Origin of the sequence: Pseudomonas lini, from assembly GCF_030812475.1 — a bacterium.
In the GTDB taxonomy this organism is placed as follows: Bacteria; Pseudomonadota; Gammaproteobacteria; order Pseudomonadales; family Pseudomonadaceae; genus Aquipseudomonas; species Aquipseudomonas lini_A.
In genome coordinates this window covers 283,185-302,729 of sequence record NZ_JAUSSR010000008.1, presented here as the reverse complement: position 1 = coordinate 302,729, position 19,545 = coordinate 283,185, and the positions used below count along the sequence as shown (strand labels likewise).

The following is a 19,545-nucleotide window of genomic DNA, read 5'->3' as shown; positions in this document are numbered from 1 at the left end:
ACTTCGCGCCATCCTAACGCGCCTGTGACCTTTGATGCAGCCCCTTTCCAGCGAGCGGGATAGACGGTGAGGGTGAAACCAACTCTAATTAGCTTAGTGGCGAACTGATTCCTGCGCCGAGAGTCGAAGCGGGTAACTTTTTGCCTTTCCCTGTTTTATGAAGGACGCCCATGTCGCTTTTTAAAATCGCCTCCGTGGCTGCAATCGCCCTGACCCTGGGCGCCTGCCAGAGTCTGTTCCAGCCCAGCTACCGGGCACCGCTGGAAACTACCCGCGATGCCTCCGAACAGCTGAAACCGGGCTGCACCAGCCAGGACTGCCCGTTGGTGAACATCGACACCCTGCGCTTCCCGGCCGAACCAGCACTGGATGGCATCATCGAAAAACGCTTGCTGCAAATGACCCGCACCTCGCCCGACGCACCGGTGGCGCCGACTCTGGCCGCGTATCGCGAGCAATTTCTGAGCAGTGCCGGCCCGCGTCACAGCAGCTACCTGCAAGCCAAGGTACGTGAGCAGCATGACGGCTTGGTGATCGTCGAGTTTTCCAGCTACCTGGACACCGGCGGTGCCCACGGCACGCCGGGCCGTAGCTTCATCAACTATTCGCGCCAGCAGCACAAGGTGCTGACCCTGTCGGACATGCTGGTGCCGGGGCAGGAAGAAGCGTTCTGGAAAGCCGCGCAAGTCGCGCACAACAGCTGGCTGATCAGTACCAAGCTCGACCAGGAACCGGAATTTGTGAAAAGCTGGCCCTTCGTCAAGACCCAGAACGTGGCACTGACGTATGGCGGGGTGATCCTCAAGTACGAAGTGAGCACCATTGCGCCTTACGCGCTGGGTCACGTCGAACTGAAGATCCCCTACCCTCGCCTGAACGGCATTCTCAAGCCCGAGCTGTTTCCCGGCCGTAGCTGAAGGCCCGGCCCAGTACCAGTTGCAGCAGCCCTGCCAGGACCAGCGCCGGCAGGGTTGCGCCGACATCCGGGTACAGATTGGCCAGCAAGTGATAGGTGCTCACCCCGCCCAGCCAGGCGAGCAGCGCCGGCCAGCGCAATGCGGCTGCCTTCACTTGCGCGGAACGCTTGCGCAAGATGAAGTGATCCACCAGCACTACGCCGAACAGCGGCGCAAACACCGAGCCGATCAACAGCAGGAAGTTCTGGTACTGGGCCAGTGGCGCCAGGCATGCGATCAAGGTGCAGATCACGCCGATGGCCAACGCCAGATGCTCGATTTTCAGGCGCAACACAATCCCGCTGGACACGGCCGCCGAGTGAATATCGGCAAAGGCATTCTCCGACTCGTCCAATAAAATCAGCAGCAGCGGAATCCCCAGGCCAGCACCGGCCAGCGCCAACAGCAAGGCATTGACTTCACCGCTCGGCGCGAACGCCAGGGTGTAGGCCACGCCCAGGCTCATCAGCCAGAAGTTACCGATAAAGAAACCTATTGCGGTACCGCCGAACACATTTTTGGCGCGCTTGCCGAAACGCGAGTAGTCGGCAATCAGCGGCAGCCACGAGAGCGGCATGGCGATGGCGATGTCGAAGCCCACGGCAAACGGCATCGAACCGTCACCGGCCTGCGCCCACAACGCGGCCAGATCGGCCTTGGCGAACAGGTTCCAGGTCAGCCAGATGCATGCGGCCAGCAGCAGCCAGATGCCCCACTTGCGCAGGATCTGCCGCACGAACGTCAATGGCCCGCTGACGGCCAGCAAGGTCGCCAGTCCACCGAAGAACAAGGTCCACAGCAGCGGACTGGACAGCAGGCTGCCTTCACTGAAGGCACGAGCGCCCAACAGGCTGGCGGCATCGCGCATCACGATGATTTCGAACGAGCCCCATCCGATCAGTTGCAGCAGGTTCAGTACCGCCGGCAGGCTCGCGCCGTGTTTGCCGAGGCTGAGTTTCAGGGCGGCCATCGACGACAGGCCGGTGTCACTGCCGATCACGCCGACGGCGGCCAGCAGCAGAACGCCGACCAGGGTACCGAGGAAAATCGCCAGCAGCGAGCCGGACAAACCCAGGCCTGGCGCGAGCAGGGCACCGGTCTGCAGCACCATCAGGCCGATGCCGAGAGAAAACCATAGGGAAAACAGATCGCGACCGCCGAAGACACGTTTGTCGGTCGGCACCGCGATGTCGGGGGAATAAGTGCTGGGTTGAATGCTCAAGGGTGTTATCTCGGAGGGATAAGTGTGTCATTGAGAGACTCGGTGCCTGGCCTGGCGCCTTCGCGAGCAAGCCCGCTCCCACATTGACCTGTGTTCGCAGGACAAATGTGGGAGCGGGCTTGCTCGCGAAGACGGCAGCACAGGCGCCGTCAATCACAGGTCAGATCAAACCTTCTTGTACAGCTGACTGCCTTCCTGCTTGAACCGCTCCGCCTGTTCCGCCAGGCCCTTGGCAACTTCGGCATCGATCGAGTCGATCCGCTGGTTGGCCGCGTATTCACGGACTTCCTGGGTGATTTTCATCGAGCAGAATTTCGGCCCGCACATGGAGCAGAAGTGCGCAACCTTGGCCGAATCCTTCGGCAAGGTCTCATCGTGATACGAACGCGCGGTGTCCGGATCGAGGCCCAGGTTGAACTGGTCTTCCCAGCGGAATTCGAAACGCGCCTTGCTCAAGGCATTGTCGCGTATCTGTGCGCCCGGATGGCCCTTCGCGAGATCGGCGGCATGCGCGGCGATCTTGTACGTGATGATCCCGGTCTTCACGTCATCCTTGTTCGGCAGGCCCAAGTGTTCCTTCGGCGTCACATAGCAGAGCATGGCGCAGCCGAACCAGCCGATCATTGCCGCACCGATGCCTGAGGTGATGTGGTCGTAGCCGGGTGCGATGTCGGTGGTCAGCGGGCCGAGGGTGTAGAACGGCGCTTCGTCGCAGCACTCGAGCTGCTTGTCCATGTTTTCCTTGATCAACTGCATCGGCACGTGGCCAGGGCCTTCGATCATGGTCTGTACGTCGTGCTTCCAGGCGATCTTGGTCAGCTCGCCGAGGGTTTCCAGTTCGCCGAATTGTGCCGCGTCGTTGGCATCGGCAATCGAGCCCGGACGCAGGCCATCGCCCAGGGAGAAGCTGACGTCGTAGGCCTTCATGATTTCGCAGATTTCTTCGAAATGCGTGTAGGCGAAGTTTTCCTTGTGGTGCGCCAGGCACCACTTGGCCATGATCGAACCGCCCCGGGAGACGATGCCGGTCACGCGCTTGGCGGTCAGCGGTACGTAACGCAACAGCACGCCGGCGTGGATGGTGAAGTAGTCGACGCCCTGCTCGGCCTGTTCGATCAGTGTGTCGCGGAACAGCTCCCAGGTCAGGTCCTCGGCCGCGCCGCCGACTTTTTCCAGGGCCTGGTAGATCGGCACGGTACCGATCGGCACCGGCGAGTTACGGATGATCCACTCGCGGGTTTCGTGAATATGCTTGCCGGTGGACAAGTCCATGATGTTGTCCGCGCCCCAGCGAATGCCCCAGGTCAGTTTCGCCACTTCTTCTTCGATGGACGAACCCAGTGCGCTGTTGCCGATGTTGCCGTTGATCTTCACCAGGAAGTTACGGCCGATGATCATCGGTTCCAGTTCGGTGTGGTTGATGTTCGCCGGAATGATCGCGCGACCGCGTGCGATCTCTTCACGGACAAATTCAGGGGTGATGATTTTCGGCACGCTGGCACCGAAGCTGTAACCGGCGTGTTGCTGGTCCAGCAGCCCGGCGGCGCGGGCCACTTCGAGCTTCATGTTCTCACGGATGGCGACGTATTCCATCTCGGGCGTGATGATGCCTTGGCGGGCGTAGTGCATCTGGGTGACGTTGCCCCCGGCCTTGGCACGGCGCGGGTTGTTCACGTGGGCAAAACGCAGCTTGGTCAGTTCCGGATCGGCAAGACGCTCCCGGCCGAAGTTCGAGCTCAAGCCGGACAGACGCTCGGTGTCGCCACGGGCTTCGATCCACGGCGAGCGCACATCGGCCAGGCCTTTGCGTACGTCGATGATAACGTTGGGGTCGGTGTAAGGGCCCGAGGTGTCATACACCACCACCGGCGCATTGATCTCGCCGCCAAATTCGGTCGGGGTCACGTCGAGGCTGACTTCGCGCATCGGCACGAGAATGTCCGGGCGCGAGCCTTGAACGTAGATTTTTTGCGAGCGGGTAAACGGCTGAACCGATTGCTGATCGACCTTGGCCGAGTCACTCAGGTTCGTATTGTCTTTTAGTTTTATCGTCATCACGGGCTCTCCGAACACATCCAGGCAGTGGATTTTTTGTCGGAGCGAACCTGTAAACGAATGGACGCACGGGCGCTGGAAAACCAGCTGTGCTGTGCTCGGTGCACGAGGGCTGTTCGATTGTCGAACAACATCCCGGACGAAGCACAAGAGGACTCGCCGGGGGACGAGAAATCTTGTTCCCTACGCAGGCGCTAACCTGATCAGGTTCAACGGGATCCGAAATTATTCGATCTCAGCCTCATAGCAAGGCACCCCGACAAGAACGTGGCCAGTCTAGACACAACTGGCAAAGAACGCCAACACCGCTTTAAACACCATGATGAATGGCGTAATTACAGGATTGTTGCCGAACGTGTGCGCAACTACACTCGCCAAGCCATGCCGCGCCTTGACGCTGCAGGGCCCGCGCCGTAGCCTTGGCGCTCAAATTATCAGCGTAATTTTTAGGGATGGCCTCATGCTGCGCAAACTCTCACTGGCCCTTGCCGTGTCTTGTGCGTCAAATGGAATGGCCTGGGCAGCAGAAGCGCCCTTATCGACCAACACCGACCTGGTCAGCGTCTATCAGGAAGCGGTGGATAACAACGCCGACCTGGCGGCGGCACGGGCCCAGTACGGCGCCCAGAAGGAAGTCGTGCCCCAGGCCCGCGCCGGCCTGTTGCCAAACCTCTCCGGTGGCGCCCAGGTCGCCAACGTGCGTACCGATATCGATCAACCGGCGGCCATTGCCAATCGCAGCGCCAACTCTTACCAGGCGACCCTGGCCCAGCCACTGTTCCGTGCCGATCGCTGGTTCCAGTATCAGGCCGCCAAGAACGTCAACGAGCAGGCAGCGCTGCAACTTTCGGCGACCGAGCAGAACCTTATCCTGCAAACGGCCGAAAGCTACTTCAACGTGCTGCGCAGCCAGGACAACCTGGCCTCGACCAAGGCCGAAGAAGCGGCCTTCAAGCGCCAGCTCGATCAATCCAACGAACGCTTCGATGTCGGCCTCTCGGACAAGACCGATGTGCTGCAATCCCAGGCCAGCTACGACACGGCGCGTGCCAATCGGATCGTTGCGCAACGCCAGGTGGACGACGCGTTCGAAGCCTTGATCACCCTGACCAACCGGCAGTACAACTCGATCCAGGGCATCGTCCACACCTTGCCGATCCTGCCGCCGGCACCGAACGATGCCAAAGCCTGGGTCGACACTGCCGCCAGGCAGAACCTGAATCTGCTGGCCAGCAACTACGCGGTCAGCGCCGCCGAAGAAACCCTCAAGCAACGCAAGGCCGGTCACGCCCCGACCCTGGATGCCGTGGCCAAATACGAGAAGGGTGACAACGACGCCTTGGGTTTCAGCAACCCGAACGCCTTCGGCCAGGCTTACGGCGGCAACGTCGAGCAGCGCACGCTGGCGCTGCAGTTGAGTATCCCGATCTATAGCGGCGGCTTGACCACTTCACAGGTTCGCGAGTCTTACTCACGCCTGGACCAGACCGAACAACAGCGCGAAGGCCTGCGTCGGCAAGTGGTGGAAAATACCCGTAACCTGCACCGTGCGGTGAACACCGACGTCGAGCAGGTGCAGGCGCGCAAGCAGTCGATCATTTCCAACCAGAGCGCCGTCGAAGCGACCGAAATCGGTTATCAGGTGGGTACGCGTAACATCGTTGATGTGCTGGATGCCCAGCGCCAGCTGTACACCTCTGTGCGCAACTACAACAACACCCGCTACGACTACATCCTCGACAACCTGCGTCTGAAACAGGCTGCCGGCACCTTGAACCCTGGGGACCTGCAGGATCTCAAGCGCTATCTCAAGCCCGATTACAACCCGGACAAGGACTTCCTGCCGCCGGACCTGGCCAAGGCTGCAGCGGATCAGCTCAAAGCCAGACCTTGAGCCCCCCCTGTAGGAGCGAGCTTGCTCGCGATGGTCGTTAACGATAACGCGTGTTTACCGGTTAAACGCGGAGCTCTTGAGTCCATCGTCGGAACGCCGCCCGGAGCAAGCTCGCTCCTACAGATTAGCGCTCGATCAACCGCCCCAACCCGTCCAGCAACCGCTGCAACGCACCCTGGTTGCTGCGCATCACGTTCAACCCCGCCTCTGCCATCCGCTGCGCATCCCGGGGCAACTCGAACAGCCGCTGCACCGCCACCGCCAGGCCTTCGGCATCCTCCACTTCCTGCAACGCCCCGGCACTGCGCAACTGCGCGGCGATTTCGAGAAAGTTGAACAGGTGCGGCCCGCTGAGCACCGGCTTGGCCAATGCCGCCGGTTCCAGCAGATTGTGTCCGCCATTGGGCACCAGGCTGCCGCCGACAAAGGCACTGTCGGCCAGGGCATACAGAAACAACAATTCACCCATGGTGTCGCCCAGCAACACCGAAGTACCCGCGGTCACCGGCTCGCCCGTGGAGCGCCGCAGGGTCGCGAAACCCTGCTGCCGGCACAACACGAACACCGCGTTGAAACGCTCCGGATGGCGCGGAACCAGAATCAGCAACGCATCGGGATGACTGATGAGCAACCGACGATGAGCCGCCAGCACCACTTCGTCTTCACCGTCATGGGTGCTGGCGGCGATCCAGACCGGTCGCTGTTGCGCCTGCCATTGCTCCCGCAACGCGGCAGCGCGCTGGAGCAATGCCGGGTCGATGGTCAGGTCGAACTTGATCGAACCGGTCACTTCGACCGTTTCCGGACGCGCACCCAAGTCAAGGAAGCGCTGGGCCTCGGTCTCGGTCTGCACCGCGAACAGGCTCATCTCGGTGAGCATCGGCCGGGTCAATTTCCTGAAACGACCATACCCCTTGGCCGAACGCTCGGACAGGCGCGCATTGGCCAGCGCCACGGGAATCCCGCGCTTGGCGCACTGATGAATATGGTTCGGCCAGAGCTCGGTTTCCATGATCACTGCCAGTGTCGGCCGGACCCGATCAAGAAATCGCGCCGCGGCGCAGGGCAAGTCGTATGGAAGATAGCAGTGCTGAATGCGCGGTTCATTGGCGAACAGTGCCTGGATGCGCTCCGAACCGGTCGGGGTCATGCAGGTCACGGTAATCGGCAGTGTCGGATAACGTTGCAGCAAGGCGCGAATCATCGGCGCGGCGGCAATGCTTTCGCCCACGGAGACCGCGTGCACCCAGATACCGCCCGGTTGCATCGCTGGCAGTCCGACGGAGAAGCGTTCGCCAATGCGTCTGGCATAGGCCGGCGCCTTGCGCGCCCGCAGCCACAGCCGAATCGCTACCAATGGCAGCCCCAGGTAAAACAGCGCGGTGTAGAGAGTTCTATTCATGGCGGCGGAGTTTATCGGGTTTTTCGCCGATCGCCCGCAAATGCACGGCAAAACGTTCCGCCAGCCAACGGGCAGCCGGACCGAGGGGCTCGTCGCGGCGCCAGACCAGTTCCACGATCAATGCCGGCGGAGTCCATTCGCTGACCAGTTCGACGATATGCCCCTGATAGGCCGGATACTGCACCACGTTTCTCGGCAACCAGGCCCAGCCGAGGCCGCGCATCAACAGTTCGGCCATCACGTAAAAACTGTCGGCACGCCAGACTTGCGGGCTGGCCGGCTCGCTGCCGGGATAGACACTGGACTGTGTGGCCATCAACAACTGCCGATGCTGGGCCATCTGCTGACAGTTGACGCTACCCTGGGCCGCCAATGGATGGTCGACCCCGCAGACCGTGACCATTTCAATACTGCCCAACACCCGCCGCTCAAGGGCTTGCGGGATTTGATCATGGTAGAACAGCAGCCCCAGGTCGGCCTTGCGCTCCACCAGTTTGCGCGCCACATCACCTTGAGTACCGTTGGACAGCTGAACCTCCAGGCTGGGGAACTGCTCAGCCATGGCTTCCAGGCTGTCGATGACCGGTTGAAAAGGCATCGCTTCATCCTGAGCAACGCACAGGCGTGCCTCCTGGCCCTGCATCATCGCCAGCGCCCGACCGTTGAGGCGTTCACACTGGCGCAGCACTTCCCGCGCCTCTTCCAGCAAGGCATTACCGGCGTCGGTGAGCCTTGGCTGGCGGCCGCTGCTGCGATCGAACAGGCTGACACCCAAGTCCTCCTCCAGTAACCCAATCGAACTGCTGACGGCCGATTGCGCCTTGCGCTGCTCCCGCGCCACGGCGGAGAACGACCGCTGTTCCGCTACGCTGACAAACAAACGCAGCTGATCCAGATTCCATTGCATGTTCATGGCCAAACCCATCGCTAGAACAGATAGGTAATGACTTTACCGCATCTGGCGAATCTCTAGAATGCCGAACTCAGAAAGCAACGCTTCACATGAGGATGCACCTATGACCGCTTACTACTACCTGGCCATTGCCATCTGCGCCGAAGTGATCGCCACTGTTTCGATGAAAGCGGTCAAGGGTTTCAGTACACCTCTGCCACTGATTCTGGTCATCGTCGGTTATGGCATTGCGTTCTGGATGCTGACGCTGGTGGTGCGCAGCGTTCCGGTGGGCGTGGCCTACGCCGTTTGGGCCGGCATGGGCATCGTGATGGTCAGCGTCGCGGCGCTGTTTATCTACGGGCAGAAACTGGATGTGCCGGCGATGCTGGGGATGGCGCTTATCGTACTGGGTGTCGTAGTGATCCAGCTCTTCTCCAAAACCGCCGGACACTAACTGACACCCCATCCCCTGTGGGAGCGAGCTTGCTCGCGATGGCGACATGACATTCAGCATCAACGTTGACTGACCCACCGCTATCGCGAGCAAGCTCGCTCCCACAGGTTTTTGCATGCGCCCTGTTGATTGCCAACAAATCCCCTCTTCGTCGAGTCTGTATACTGCGCCCTCGTCTTGAACACTGAGGTCGCTGCATGCCATCCGTTATTTCCACCGACGTCCTGATTGTCGGCGCTGGTGTCGCCGGGCTCTGGCTGAATGCGCGCCTGCGCCGCCAGGGTTTTTCGACCGTGCTGGTGGAAAGCGCCAGCCTCGGTGGCGGGCAGAGTATGAAATCCCAAGGGATCATCCACGGCGGCGCCAAGTACGCACTGCATGGCGCCCTGACGGGTGCCTCGGAAGCCATCGCCGATATGCCCCGCCGCTGGCGTGAAGCGCTGGCCGGGAACGGTGAGCTGGACCTGTCCGGCGTGCGCCTGCTGTCCGACGCGCATTATCTCTGGTCCCCTGGCACGATCGCCGGCAATCTCACCAGCTTCTTCGCCAGCAAAGCCGTGCGCGGTCGCGTCGACCAGGTCACCGGGGAGCAGTTGCCCCCTGCCCTGCAAGACAAGCGCTTCAAAGGCAAGGTCTATCGGCTGGCAGAACTGGTCATCGATGTGCCCAGCCTGATCCAGCGTCTGGCCGATCTGGCGGGTGACAGCCTGCTCGCCGGACAGAAGGTCGAACCCTTGCTCGAAGGTGGGAAACTGATCGGCCTGAAGGTGGACGAGCGCGAGATCCGCGCCCAGCGCATCGTCTTGAGCGCCGGCGCCGGCACCGCGAGCCTGCTTGAAACATTGGGACTGACCCATCCCGCCATGCAACGCCGACCGTTGCACATGATCATCGCCAAAGGCCCGGGCCTCAAGCCGCTGTACGCCCACTGCCTGGGCGGTGGTACCAAGCCGCGTCTCACCGTGACCACGCACCCCGCCGCCGACGGACAATGGGTCTGGTACCTGGGTGGCGATATCGCCGAAGCCGAAGGTGTCGCCCGCGAACCCGCCGCGCAAATCGCCACGGCCCGCAAAGAACTCGGTCAGTTGCTGCCATGGATCGACCTGAGCACCGCGCAATGGGCGACCTTGCGCGTGGATCGCGCCGAGCCTCTACAATCGGGATTGACCCGCCCCGACAACGCGTTTCTTGCCGAAGAAGGCCGATTGCTGGTCGGCTGGCCCACGAAACTGGCCCTGGCGCCGGACTTCGCCGACCGTGTCATAGGTACCTTGCAACGGGACGGCATCCAGCCAGGCCATTCGGCACCGCTGCCGCAATTGCCAAGACCGCCGATGGGCATTCCAGCCTGGGAGCAACTGCTGCCATGAGCCAACCGACCCTGCACGATTTGCATCGCCCTCTGGGCAGCACCGGCCTGCTGGTTTCACCGCTGGGCCTGGGCACGGTAAAACTCGGTCGTGATCAAGGTGTGAAGTACCCCAACGGTTTCCAGATCCCTGGCGATGACGAAGCGCGCATGCTGCTCAAACTCGCGCGCGACCTGGGCATCAACCTGATCGATACGGCCCCGGCCTATGGCCGCAGCGAAGAACGCCTTGGCCCGTTATTGCGTGGTCAGCGTCAGGATTGGGTGATTGTCAGCAAGGTCGGCGAAGAGTTTGCCGACGGTCTGTCCCGACACGATTTCAGTGCGGCGCATACTCGCCTCTCGGTGGAACGCAGCCTGCAACGTCTGGAAACGGATTTTATCGACCTGGTGCTGGTGCACTCCGATGGCAACGACCTGGCAATCCTCAATGGCAGCGAAGTCTATGGGACCCTCGCCGAGCTCAAAGCCGAAGGCAAGATTCGCGGTTTCGGCTTCTCGGGAAAAACCGTCGAAGGCGGTTTGAAGGCTCTGGAACAAGGTGATTGCGCCATGGTCACCTACAATCTGAACGAACAGCACGAGAAGCCGGTCATTGACTATGCTGCTGCCCACGGCAAAGCGATCCTGGTCAAGAAAGCCCTCGCCAGCGGTCACGTCTGCCTGAGTCCGGGCGTGGACCCGGTGCGTGCCAGCTTCGAATTGTTGTTTGAACATCCGGGTGTCGCCAGTGCTATTGTCGGGACTATCGATCCGCTGCACCTCGCCCACAACGTCGCGACCGTTGCCCAGGTCCTACGTAGAAACTGATGCCGCCCACGCGGCCTTAAGCAGGAGCCGACATGCCGCGTACGCTCATAAGAAAGAACCCGAGCAACTTCAAGACCCTGCCGTTATTCGTCGAAGCGACTCCCGAAGGCTTGAGTTACCAGAGCGTCGGGATGCCGCTCAATTTTTCCCAGACCCTGCAACGTCGCCGCCCGGTAACGGTGGCCGATACCGAACGCTTCGCGCTGGAGCTGGCCAATCTCGGGGTCTCGGTGCGCCTGACCCTGCATTGGCAGAATCGCGATTACTGGGTATTGGTGCGTCAACGGCGGCAGGACCGCGGCGACGTGGTGCTCAAGCTGATCTCAGGCTACGTACCGGCCCACGAGCTGAACCTGCCGCTGCACACCGCGATCCAGGAGATTGCCGAAGAATGCCTGCTGGAAACGCCGGAAGGCTGGCTCGGCGGACGCTTCAACGACACCTGGTTGCCGGCGCCCTACTCTTCGGCCCTGCATTACCGTGAAGCCTTGCCCTTTCGCCTGACCCCGTTGTCCGGCGCAGCGCGACCGGTGCGTTGCGCCAATATGCAGCTGATCGAACGACCGCGGGCTTACGTGCACTTGCCGACCGCTTCATTGCAACTGATCTACGATTTGCGCCTGGACGTGCCCAAGGAAGCCAAATCCCTGAGCCTGTTTCATGTCGACGAGCGACTGGAAGGCGATCAACTGGTGGCCCGGCTCGACCGCAAGCGTCCCGACCTGTATTTGATGCCACTGCAAGACGGCCAGCCGATGGCTGAGCTCTTTACGTTGAAAAAGGACCAGTTGTACCCGGCGAGCACTCGCGGGCTGTACCTGGCGGAAAGTTTCGCCCTACAGGAAGGCTGGCTGGTGCGCGACGAACGGATTCGCTGGAAGGATTGGGTGCGGCAGCAGGGACTGACCCCGCCGGGGAAGGATTCCGGCCTGGCGCGGTTGCGCGGGAAGGCCAGGCAACTGCTGAAGAAGATCGTGCCGCAGAAAAAAGTCAGTTCTTGAAATAAAGGATCGCAGCCTTCGGCAGCTCACGCAGGTGTACACATACCCATGTAGGAGCTGGCTTGCCAGCGATGCACTCAAGGACGCCGCGTTGATTCAGGAATACACGCGTTATCGTTGACGACCTTCGCCCTGTAGGAGCTGGCTTGCCAGCGAAGGACTCGAGGGCGCCGCGTTGATTCAGGAATACACGCGTTATCGTTGACGACCTTCGCTGCGGTGCGACGATTCGACAAGCCAGCTCCTACAAGGGGGCTGTCATTCAGACTGGCGGATCTTCTCGACAATCGCGGTGGTCGAGCTGTTTTCAACCAGCCCCAGCACTTTCACGATGCCACCGTAAGCCGCCACGATGTCCGCGCCCACCACCTGTTCGATCCCGTAATCGCCGCCCTTCACCAGCACGTCCGGCTTGACTTCGCGCAGCAGGTTTTCCGGAGTGCCTTCAGGGAAGCTGATCACCCAGTCCACAGCGCCCAGCCCTGCCAGTACCGCCATGCGACGGTCGACGCTGTTGATCGGTCGACCCGGGCCCTTCAGCCGGCTGACCGACGCATCGTCGTTGACCGCCACGATCAGGCGATCGCCCTGGGCCCGTGCCTGTTCGAGGTAGGTCACATGGCCGGCGTGCAGAATGTCGAAACAACCATTGGTGAAGACGATCTTCTCGTTGTGCGCACGCGCATCGGCGACCGCCAGCACCAGTTGCTCAAGCCCCAGCACACCGCGCTCGGAGCCTTCCTCACGCTGGATGGCCCGCCGCAGTTCCGGGGCGCTGATGGCCGCCGTACCGAGCTTGCCGACCACGATACCCGCCGCCAGGTTGGCCAGGGCTACCGCGTGGGGCAATTCTTCACCGGCGGCAATCGCTGCCGCCAGGGTGGAAATCACTGTGTCGCCGGCACCGGTCACATCGAACACTTCACGGGCACGGGCCGGCAAGTGCAACGCCGGATGATCCGGACGCAACAAGGTCATGCCGTGTTCGCCACGGGTTACCAGCAATGCACCGAGGTCCAGGTCATGCATCAACTGCGCGCCCTTGCTCACCAACTCGTGCTCATCGGCGCAGCCGCCGACGATGGTCTCGAATTCGCTGAGGTTCGGGGTAATCAGGCTCGCACCACGGTAGATAGAGAAATCCTTGCCCTTGGGGTCGGCCAGCACCGGAATGCCGCGGGCACGGGCGGCCTGGATCAGCACCTGATGGTTTTTCAACGCGCCTTTGCCATAGTCCGACAGCACCAGAACCTTGATGCCTTCGAGCAGTTCGTCGACCTGATCGCCCAACGCCAAGGCGTCGGTAGCGAAAGGTTCTTCGAAGTCGATACGCAGCAGTTGCTGGTGACGACTCATCACCCGCAGCTTGACGATGGTCGGCTGGTGGGCAATGCGCTGGAACAATGCCCGCACGCCCGCCCCCTTGAGGCTGTTGACCAGGCTGTCGGCGGCTTCATCGTCGCCAGTGACGCCGACCAGCGACGCCGGGGCGCCGAGTGCTGCAATGTTCAACGCAACGTTGGCGGCACCGCCCGGGCGGTCCTCGATTTGCTCGACCTTGACTACCGGTACCGGCGCCTCAGGGGAAATCCGTGAGGTACCACCATGCCAGTAGCGGTCGAGCATGACATCGCCAACCACCAAGACAGGGGCTTGATCGAATCGCGGCATGGACAACTTCATGGTGCAACCCACATACAAAATGAACAGGGCCGCGATATTAACACAGGCTTGGCGTGGGCTTGTGTGACGGCTGCAACGGGATGATTCGACTGGGTTTTCCATTCATGGCTGTGGGCATGGCACCGAACGCATTGCACGTCGGCCATGCGAGAGGGTGAGCCAGGCCCACCCTCTCGCCGGTTCAAGCGATGCCGGCCGATACAGATTCGTCCAGCCCCATCGCATGCAGGCGCGAATAGTAGCCATTTTGCGCCAGCAGCTGGGCGTGGGTGCCACGCTCGACGATTTCCCCATGGTCCATGACCAGGATCAGATCGGCTTTCTCGATAGTCGACAAGCGGTGCGCGATCACCAGGGTCGTGCGACCTTTCATGACATGATCCAGGGCCGCCTGAATATGCCGCTCGGACTCGGTATCGAGCGCCGACGTCGCTTCGTCGAGTATCAGCAAGGGTGCGTTCTTCAACAGGGCTCGGGCAATCGCCAGACGCTGACGCTGTCCGCCGGACAGCAGCACGCCGTTTTCCCCGACCTGAGTGTCCAGCCCCTCGGGCATTTCCGAGATGAAGTCCATTGCGTAGGCATCCGTGGCGGCCTTTTCGATATCGGCACGCGGTGCATCCGCCAGGTCACCGTAGGCAATGTTATTGGCAATGGTGTCGTTGAACAGGGTCACATGCTGCGTGACTTGCGCCACATGCCGACGCAGATTGCGCAGGCGATAGTCTTCTATCTCCACGTCATCGAGCATGATGTCGCCGATGTCGTGGTGATAGAAACGCGGAATCAGGCTGGCCAGGGTCGACTTGCCGCTCCCCGAGCGGCCGACCAGGGCGATCATTTGCCCCGGGGCCGCGGTGAAGTTGATGTTTTTCAGCACTTCACGCTCGGTCCCCGGGTAAGTGAAACTCAGGTTGCGTACCTCCAGGTGGCCGCTGACGCGATCACGTTCGACGGTGCCGTTGTCGACCTCAGGTTCGACATCGAGCTGCTCGAAAATGCTTTCGGCACCGGCGACGCCTTTCTGGATGGTGGAACTGACTTCCGACAGCTGTCGAATCGGCTTGGGCAACAGACCCGCCGCGGTAATGTAGGCCACCAGATCACCGGCGGAGGCGTCGCCGCGCAGAAACAGAACCAGGAACATCAGCACGGCCATGGCGGTATAGATCACCAACTGCAGCATGGGCGTATACACCGCACCGGTCTTGGTCATGCGCAATTGTTTGTCGGTGTTGCCCTGGCTGGCCTCGGCAAAGCGACGCTTTTCATAGCTTTCGCCGCCGAAGCTGCGCACCACGCGATACCCCTGGATGGTCTCGGAAGCCACGTGAGTCACGTCGCCCATCGCCACCTGGATCTTCTTGCTCTGCTTGCGAAATTTCTTGCTGGTATTGCCGACCATGAACGCGATGATCGGCAGGATCGCCAGCATCACGATCGTCAGTTTCCAGTTCATCCACACCAGGTAGGCAAACAGGAACACCACGGTCAGGCCTTCACGGATGACCACCTTGATGGCGTCCGTGGCTGCGCCGGTCACCATGGTCACGTTGAAGGTGATGCGCGAGATCAGATGCCCGGAGTTGTGGGTATCAAAATAACGATTGGGCAATACCAGCAGCTTGTTGAACAATTCGACACGCAGGTCGTGGACCAGGCCCAGTGAAACCTTCGCCAGGAAGTAGTTACCCAGAAATGACCCCAGGCCTTGCCACGCGGCGATCAGGATGATCAGCAATGGCACGGCCATCAGCAACTGCAAGTCTTTCAGGTAGGGGACGTTGGGGAAGAGCACCGCTTCAGGATTGCTCAGGCCATCGACGAAATATTTGAGAATCCCCGCCAGCATGGGCTGAGTGGAGGCAAATATCACGAAGCCCACGATACTCAGCAGGAAAAGGCCGGTATAGGGTTTTACATACCCCAACAGCCGAAAATAGATTTTCAGGCTGGAATCCTGTCCCGCTTTGGGCGGTGCTTCACTCATCGTAGAGCTCACTGGTTAGGAAGAACGCGAAATTTTATCACAAGCGCCGGAATCGGCCCGCGCCCAGACCAAAACACCGGCCAGGCCTACTGGCAACCAACTGATGAACCACTCCGCCCTTGGGGTTCCAGTCAGGCTGGCCGCGTCGAATTGCATGGCCAGGGATGAAAACAGCCAGATGCCGATGATACCTTGACCATAGAGTGTTTCCCGGGCCTTCCAGGCCCCATGCAGGATTGCAATCCAGGCCGCACACCACAATAACAGGCCCGGCACGCCCAGCTCGATAGCGACATGGGTGAACAGGTTATGGGCATGGTCAAAGTAAATGCCGTCGGCGAACACCCTGTAGGCGCCACCCAGTCCCAACCCCTGCCAGGGATGTTCGGCGATCATCTGCAGGCTTGCCATCAGGATTTGCGGACGATAGGAAACACCGCGGGCCAACACCAAAGGTTCCAGAAACCAGAAAGCCAGCATCGCGACCAGCAATGCCGACACGGCAACGATGCGGCTGCGACGATCGCGGCACCAGATGGGCATGGCGAGCAACGTCAGGAACAGCGCCAATGCGGCGCCACGGCTCTGGCTCAGCACTACGAAGGCCCCAAGCAACCCCAGCGCGAGCGCCCAGACTGCTTGCAGCCGGCGATCGCTTGGGACCCAATGCATCAGCCACACGGCCGCAAGCCCAATGACATACCCCCCCAGAATCGGATGGGCCAATTCGCCCAGACCCTCGACGCGCGCATACCAGACGCTGCCATTGATCACGTAGAATTTGACCATCGCCGCCAACGCGGTCAACGCCAACCCCAAGCCGCCCCATTGCATGACGCGTATGACCCGCTCGGGTCGGGCATTGGCAAAGACCGGGAAGAACAGCAGAAATACACTGATATACAACAAACGCTTGGCTTCGCGACCCGGGTCCTCGGCGTTGGTCCACGTAAGACTGATCAATGACCAGACCATCAGACCGAGCAATGGCAGGTAGACCCAGCGTTGCTTGTCAATCAGTTCCGCGAGCCTGGCCCGTGCCGACCAGGCGAACATCATGGCCGGCAGCCAGAGCATTGCGACCAGACCTTGCTGATAGAGTTTATTTGTCGGCGCGAGGGCGATGGCCAACAGGAACCACAGCAGACCGATCGTCATCCATGCTTGCGCCCAGCGTGTTTCCTGCATCAATGTGCTCCTTGATTGGTTCACCCCGCCTAACCCGGCATGGTTAAAACTGAAACTTTTCGGCATCATTGCCCGCCACAGTGCCCCGCTATTCCAACAAGGCTTCCTACATGCAATGCTCCCGACTTGCGCAAGACGCTTTAAATCGAATGATTGAAGGCGCCAGAATTCTGGAGGCCGATAGCTTCGGCCCGAAAGTCTACCTGTTGCAGGATGGGAATATCCTCAAACTGTTCCGGCGCAAGCGTATTTTTTCTTCCGCGATGTTTCGTCCGTATTCGAAGCGCTTCATCGACAATGCCATCGAATTGCAAAAGCTGGGTGTGCCGACCTTTGAGGTCCTGCAGTTCTTTCGACTGCAGGCCCCTGGCATGACGGCTGTGCTCTACCGGCCTTTACCCGGAGAAACCCTGCGCCAGATTGCCGACAAGGAGGGCTTCAACTGGCAGCAGAACCTGCCTGCCCTGGCGGGCCTGATACGCAGTCTTCATGCCTCGGGTATCTACTTTCGTTCACTGCACCTGGGAAACATCGTGGTGACGCCGGACAATCGCATGGGCCTGATCGATGTGGCGGACATGCGTTTCCTGCGGGCCCCGCTGCCCAGGCATCTGATCAAGCGCAACCTGCAACACTTCGCTCGCTATATTGCCCGAGAGAACCTGAACGGCAGCTTTCCAATGCAAGCATTGGAGCGAGCCGTTCTGCCGTCATGAGAGCAATTGACGGGCAACTTGAGTGAAGTCCGACCAGGCCTGGTCCGGCGCCAGTTCCAGATACTGCTTCGCTGCGACGTCTTTCGCAGAGACGCTGAACGCGCGCACGATGGCATCGCTCCAGGCACTGACATCATCGACGGCGGCGTACCAGCCCGTATGAGCCAGCTGCTCGCGAAACACCGCCAATTCGCTGGACATGACCGGCACGCCCGCCATCACCGCCTCTTGCATGATCAACCCCAGCCCCTCGCTGAGCGAAGGGATCGCGACCCAGTCGAAGGCACTGTAAAGCTGTGCAGCCTCGTTGAGATGACCTGGCAACGAGACACGGGCACCCAATCCCAGGTGATCGATGCGTGCTTGCAGCGCTGTCCGGGTCGATCCTTCGCCAATGATCACCAGGCGCAAATCGGGTCGTTGCCGCAAGGCCGAAGTAAAGGCGTCGATCAAACACGCAAACCCCTTCTTATCCTCGAATCGTCCGACCGCACCCAGCACCGGCGAATTGTCCAGGGGTAATCCCAACCGGGCACGGGCCTGCTCTCGCGAGAGCACTGCCGAACGGAAGGAGGCCGGGTCGAACGCACTGCGCATGGTCATCACGGGCAATTGGAGGTCGGCGCTCAACTGGGTGGCCAGGGTATTGGACACTGCAACCAGGGTCAGCCGGGAAGACGCAGTGAGCTGCTCGAAAAGCGCTCGATCAGCAGCACGCAGACGCGTGGAACCATGGAAAATCACCACCGCGCGGATCCGTGGCACTGTTTTGAGAAGGGGCAAAACCGTGCGTGCGACGCCCAGGCCATCGAGCAGTAGCAGGTGCGCCTCGCTCTGCGTGAGCGCCTTCTGAAAGCCGGCCTGCATCCAGGGCTTCGTCAACCGCCAGAAATGCCGCCCTTTCAGACGGGCTGAGGACAGTTTCCATTCCCGGGCGTCGCCAACGCTCAGCCCACACTCGGACACGCTGCCTTGCAGCAGCCAGGTCTTCACTGATGCAGTGGGGCCAGCCTGCGAGAGAATTTGCTGATGAACCTTGTGAATCGATGCGTATGGAGCACCACCGGACCACATGACGTTAAGGATATTCATAGAGCAACAAGCCAATGCATGGGTCCTGAGTGACAAGCGGTGGTGCACTTAGTTGATGAACCAGCCAATGCAGACTCCCAGCAATAGTAGCAACCCGGACTTCACATGATCACGTCGACTGCGCCGCGCCTTGCGGCGACGCTCAACCGACGTCTGTACATGGAGGCCAAATCCGGTATGCCGAACGGCATCACCTTCCAGCGTCACCGCAGTCAAATCGAGCTGTGCGTAACGCTGCGACAACGCCTTTTCCCCACCGTGTTCGGCAAAGGGGGCACAGAGCCGATATTCCTTCATGCGACGCAGCCCGGGGTTCAGCGAAAAACTCTGCCACTCGGGTTTATCGGAGATTAGCGGGTAACACGGCACCCCACCGATAATTTCACGGGCTCCCAGGTGAATGTAGGGGCTGTGCACACACAGATCGTAAATATAGTTGCGCAACCACACCTGGAGAATTTCCGGGCGCAACTCGAGGATGGCCATGGAATCCTCCACAAACCCCGGGCGATAGAACTCCCAGTCATCCTCGCAATGAAAGATGTAGGGCGTGCTGACGTGTTCGTACGCCAGATCGATCGACGCCAGCTGGCCGAGCTTCGGGCGGTTGACGAACACCGTGCAGTGATCTTTCCAATGGACGGGAATGACCGAGTGCACCCGATCATCGCCGGCATCTTCAGTGATGAAGACTTCGCGGATCGCGGCGGTATTGAACCGGTCGAAACTCTCGAGAGTTATCTTGAGCAGGTCCAGGCGGCCACAGCTGGTAACCACTAATGTGATGTTACTTTCTTTAGAAAAGTGCACCTGAT

At 60.6% G+C, this 19,545-nt stretch carries 16 protein-coding genes and 1 riboswitch; of the genes, 7 read left to right on the top strand and 9 right to left on the bottom strand.

Annotated elements, in window-relative coordinates; all coding sequences use genetic code 11:
- Nucleotides 1-170 precede the first annotated feature (170 nt).
- Entirely contained in the window at nt 171-917 is a 747-nt protein-coding gene (locus J2W17_RS17505; RefSeq protein WP_307336593.1) for an RsiV family protein, read from the top strand.
- Here the strand turns inward: J2W17_RS17505 and cytX are convergent.
- Both cytX and thiC read right to left on the bottom strand, forming a co-directional pair.
- Nucleotides 886-2,178, bottom strand: a complete 1,293-nt coding sequence (gene cytX / locus J2W17_RS17500) for a putative hydroxymethylpyrimidine transporter CytX (protein ID WP_307336590.1) — start codon at nt 2,176-2,178, stop codon at nt 886-888. The genes J2W17_RS17505 and cytX overlap by 32 nt on opposite strands.
- 165 nt (nt 2,179-2,343) lie before the next feature.
- Complete coding sequence (gene thiC, locus J2W17_RS17495; protein WP_307336587.1) at nt 2,344-4,233, bottom strand: phosphomethylpyrimidine synthase ThiC; 1,890 nt, start codon at nt 4,231-4,233, stop codon at nt 2,344-2,346.
- Between the two features lie 163 nt (nt 4,234-4,396).
- A riboswitch (TPP riboswitch) is annotated at nt 4,397-4,502 on the bottom strand.
- 191 nt (nt 4,503-4,693) lie between these two features.
- Between thiC and J2W17_RS17490 the strand changes: the two genes are divergently transcribed.
- On the top strand, nt 4,694-6,127 hold the full coding sequence (locus tag J2W17_RS17490) for a TolC family outer membrane protein (protein ID WP_307336584.1): 1,434 nt from the start codon (nt 4,694-4,696) through the stop codon (nt 6,125-6,127).
- Nucleotides 6,128-6,251: 124 nt separating this feature from the next.
- On the opposite strand, the gene waaA is transcribed toward J2W17_RS17490, so the two are convergent.
- Nucleotides 6,252-7,529, bottom strand: coding sequence for a lipid IV(A) 3-deoxy-D-manno-octulosonic acid transferase (gene waaA / locus J2W17_RS17485; protein WP_307336581.1), 1,278 nt, complete (start codon nt 7,527-7,529; stop codon nt 6,252-6,254).
- Complete coding sequence (locus J2W17_RS17480; protein WP_307336578.1) at nt 7,522-8,442, bottom strand: LysR family transcriptional regulator; 921 nt, start codon at nt 8,440-8,442, stop codon at nt 7,522-7,524. The genes waaA and J2W17_RS17480 overlap by 8 nt, the downstream gene beginning before the upstream one ends.
- Nucleotides 8,443-8,545: 103 nt before the next feature.
- Between J2W17_RS17480 and J2W17_RS17475 the strand changes: the two genes are divergently transcribed.
- The 4 genes from J2W17_RS17475 to J2W17_RS17460 all read left to right on the top strand — a co-directional run bounded on the left by J2W17_RS17475 (nt 8,546) and on the right by J2W17_RS17460 (nt 12,061).
- Nucleotides 8,546-8,878 (top strand): DMT family transporter, encoded by a 333-nt coding sequence (locus tag J2W17_RS17475; RefSeq protein ID WP_008027887.1) that lies wholly within the window; start codon nt 8,546-8,548, stop codon nt 8,876-8,878.
- Between the two features lie 197 nt (nt 8,879-9,075).
- Nucleotides 9,076-10,251 carry an NAD(P)/FAD-dependent oxidoreductase gene (locus J2W17_RS17470; protein ID WP_307336571.1) on the top strand — a complete coding sequence of 392 codons (1,176 nt, stop codon included), beginning with the start codon at nt 9,076-9,078 and terminating at the stop codon, nt 10,249-10,251.
- Complete coding sequence (locus J2W17_RS17465; protein ID WP_307336569.1) at nt 10,248-11,060, top strand: aldo/keto reductase; 813 nt, start codon at nt 10,248-10,250, stop codon at nt 11,058-11,060. The genes J2W17_RS17470 and J2W17_RS17465 overlap by 4 nt, the downstream gene beginning before the upstream one ends.
- 32 nt (nt 11,061-11,092) lie before the next feature.
- Nucleotides 11,093-12,061, top strand: a complete 969-nt coding sequence (locus J2W17_RS17460; RefSeq protein WP_307336566.1) for a metal ABC transporter ATPase — start codon at nt 11,093-11,095, stop codon at nt 12,059-12,061.
- A gap of 258 nt (nt 12,062-12,319) precedes the next feature.
- Here the strand turns inward: J2W17_RS17460 and hldE are convergent, their stop codons facing one another.
- The 3 genes from hldE to J2W17_RS17445 all read right to left on the bottom strand — a co-directional run bounded on the left by hldE (nt 12,320) and on the right by J2W17_RS17445 (nt 16,922).
- Nucleotides 12,320-13,744 carry a bifunctional D-glycero-beta-D-manno-heptose-7-phosphate kinase/D-glycero-beta-D-manno-heptose 1-phosphate adenylyltransferase HldE gene (gene hldE, locus J2W17_RS17455; protein ID WP_307336563.1) on the bottom strand — a complete coding sequence of 475 codons (1,425 nt, stop codon included), beginning with the start codon at nt 13,742-13,744 and terminating at the stop codon, nt 12,320-12,322.
- 181 nt (nt 13,745-13,925) lie between these two features.
- On the bottom strand, nt 13,926-15,734 hold the full coding sequence (gene msbA / locus J2W17_RS17450) for a lipid A export permease/ATP-binding protein MsbA (protein WP_307336560.1): 1,809 nt from the start codon (nt 15,732-15,734) through the stop codon (nt 13,926-13,928).
- A gap of 15 nt (nt 15,735-15,749) precedes the next feature.
- Complete coding sequence (locus J2W17_RS17445) at nt 15,750-16,922, bottom strand: O-antigen ligase family protein (protein WP_307336557.1); 1,173 nt, start codon at nt 16,920-16,922, stop codon at nt 15,750-15,752.
- 149 nt (nt 16,923-17,071) lie between these two features.
- Here J2W17_RS17445 and J2W17_RS17440 point away from each other — a divergent pair, with 149 nt between their 5' ends.
- A complete protein-coding gene (locus J2W17_RS17440) occupies nt 17,072-17,638 on the top strand; it encodes a toluene tolerance protein (RefSeq protein ID WP_307336553.1) in 567 nt (188 codons plus the stop codon).
- On the opposite strand, the gene J2W17_RS17435 is transcribed toward J2W17_RS17440, so the two are convergent.
- Nucleotides 17,633-18,730 (bottom strand): glycosyltransferase family 4 protein, encoded by a 1,098-nt coding sequence (locus J2W17_RS17435; protein ID WP_307336550.1) that lies wholly within the window; start codon nt 18,728-18,730, stop codon nt 17,633-17,635. The two genes, J2W17_RS17440 and J2W17_RS17435, sit on opposite strands and share 6 nt — an antisense overlap.
- A gap of 48 nt (nt 18,731-18,778) precedes the next feature.
- Nucleotides 18,779-19,540, bottom strand: coding sequence for a glycosyltransferase family 2 protein (locus J2W17_RS17430; protein WP_307336547.1), 762 nt, complete (start codon nt 19,538-19,540; stop codon nt 18,779-18,781).
- Nucleotides 19,541-19,545: the final 5 nt, after the last annotated feature.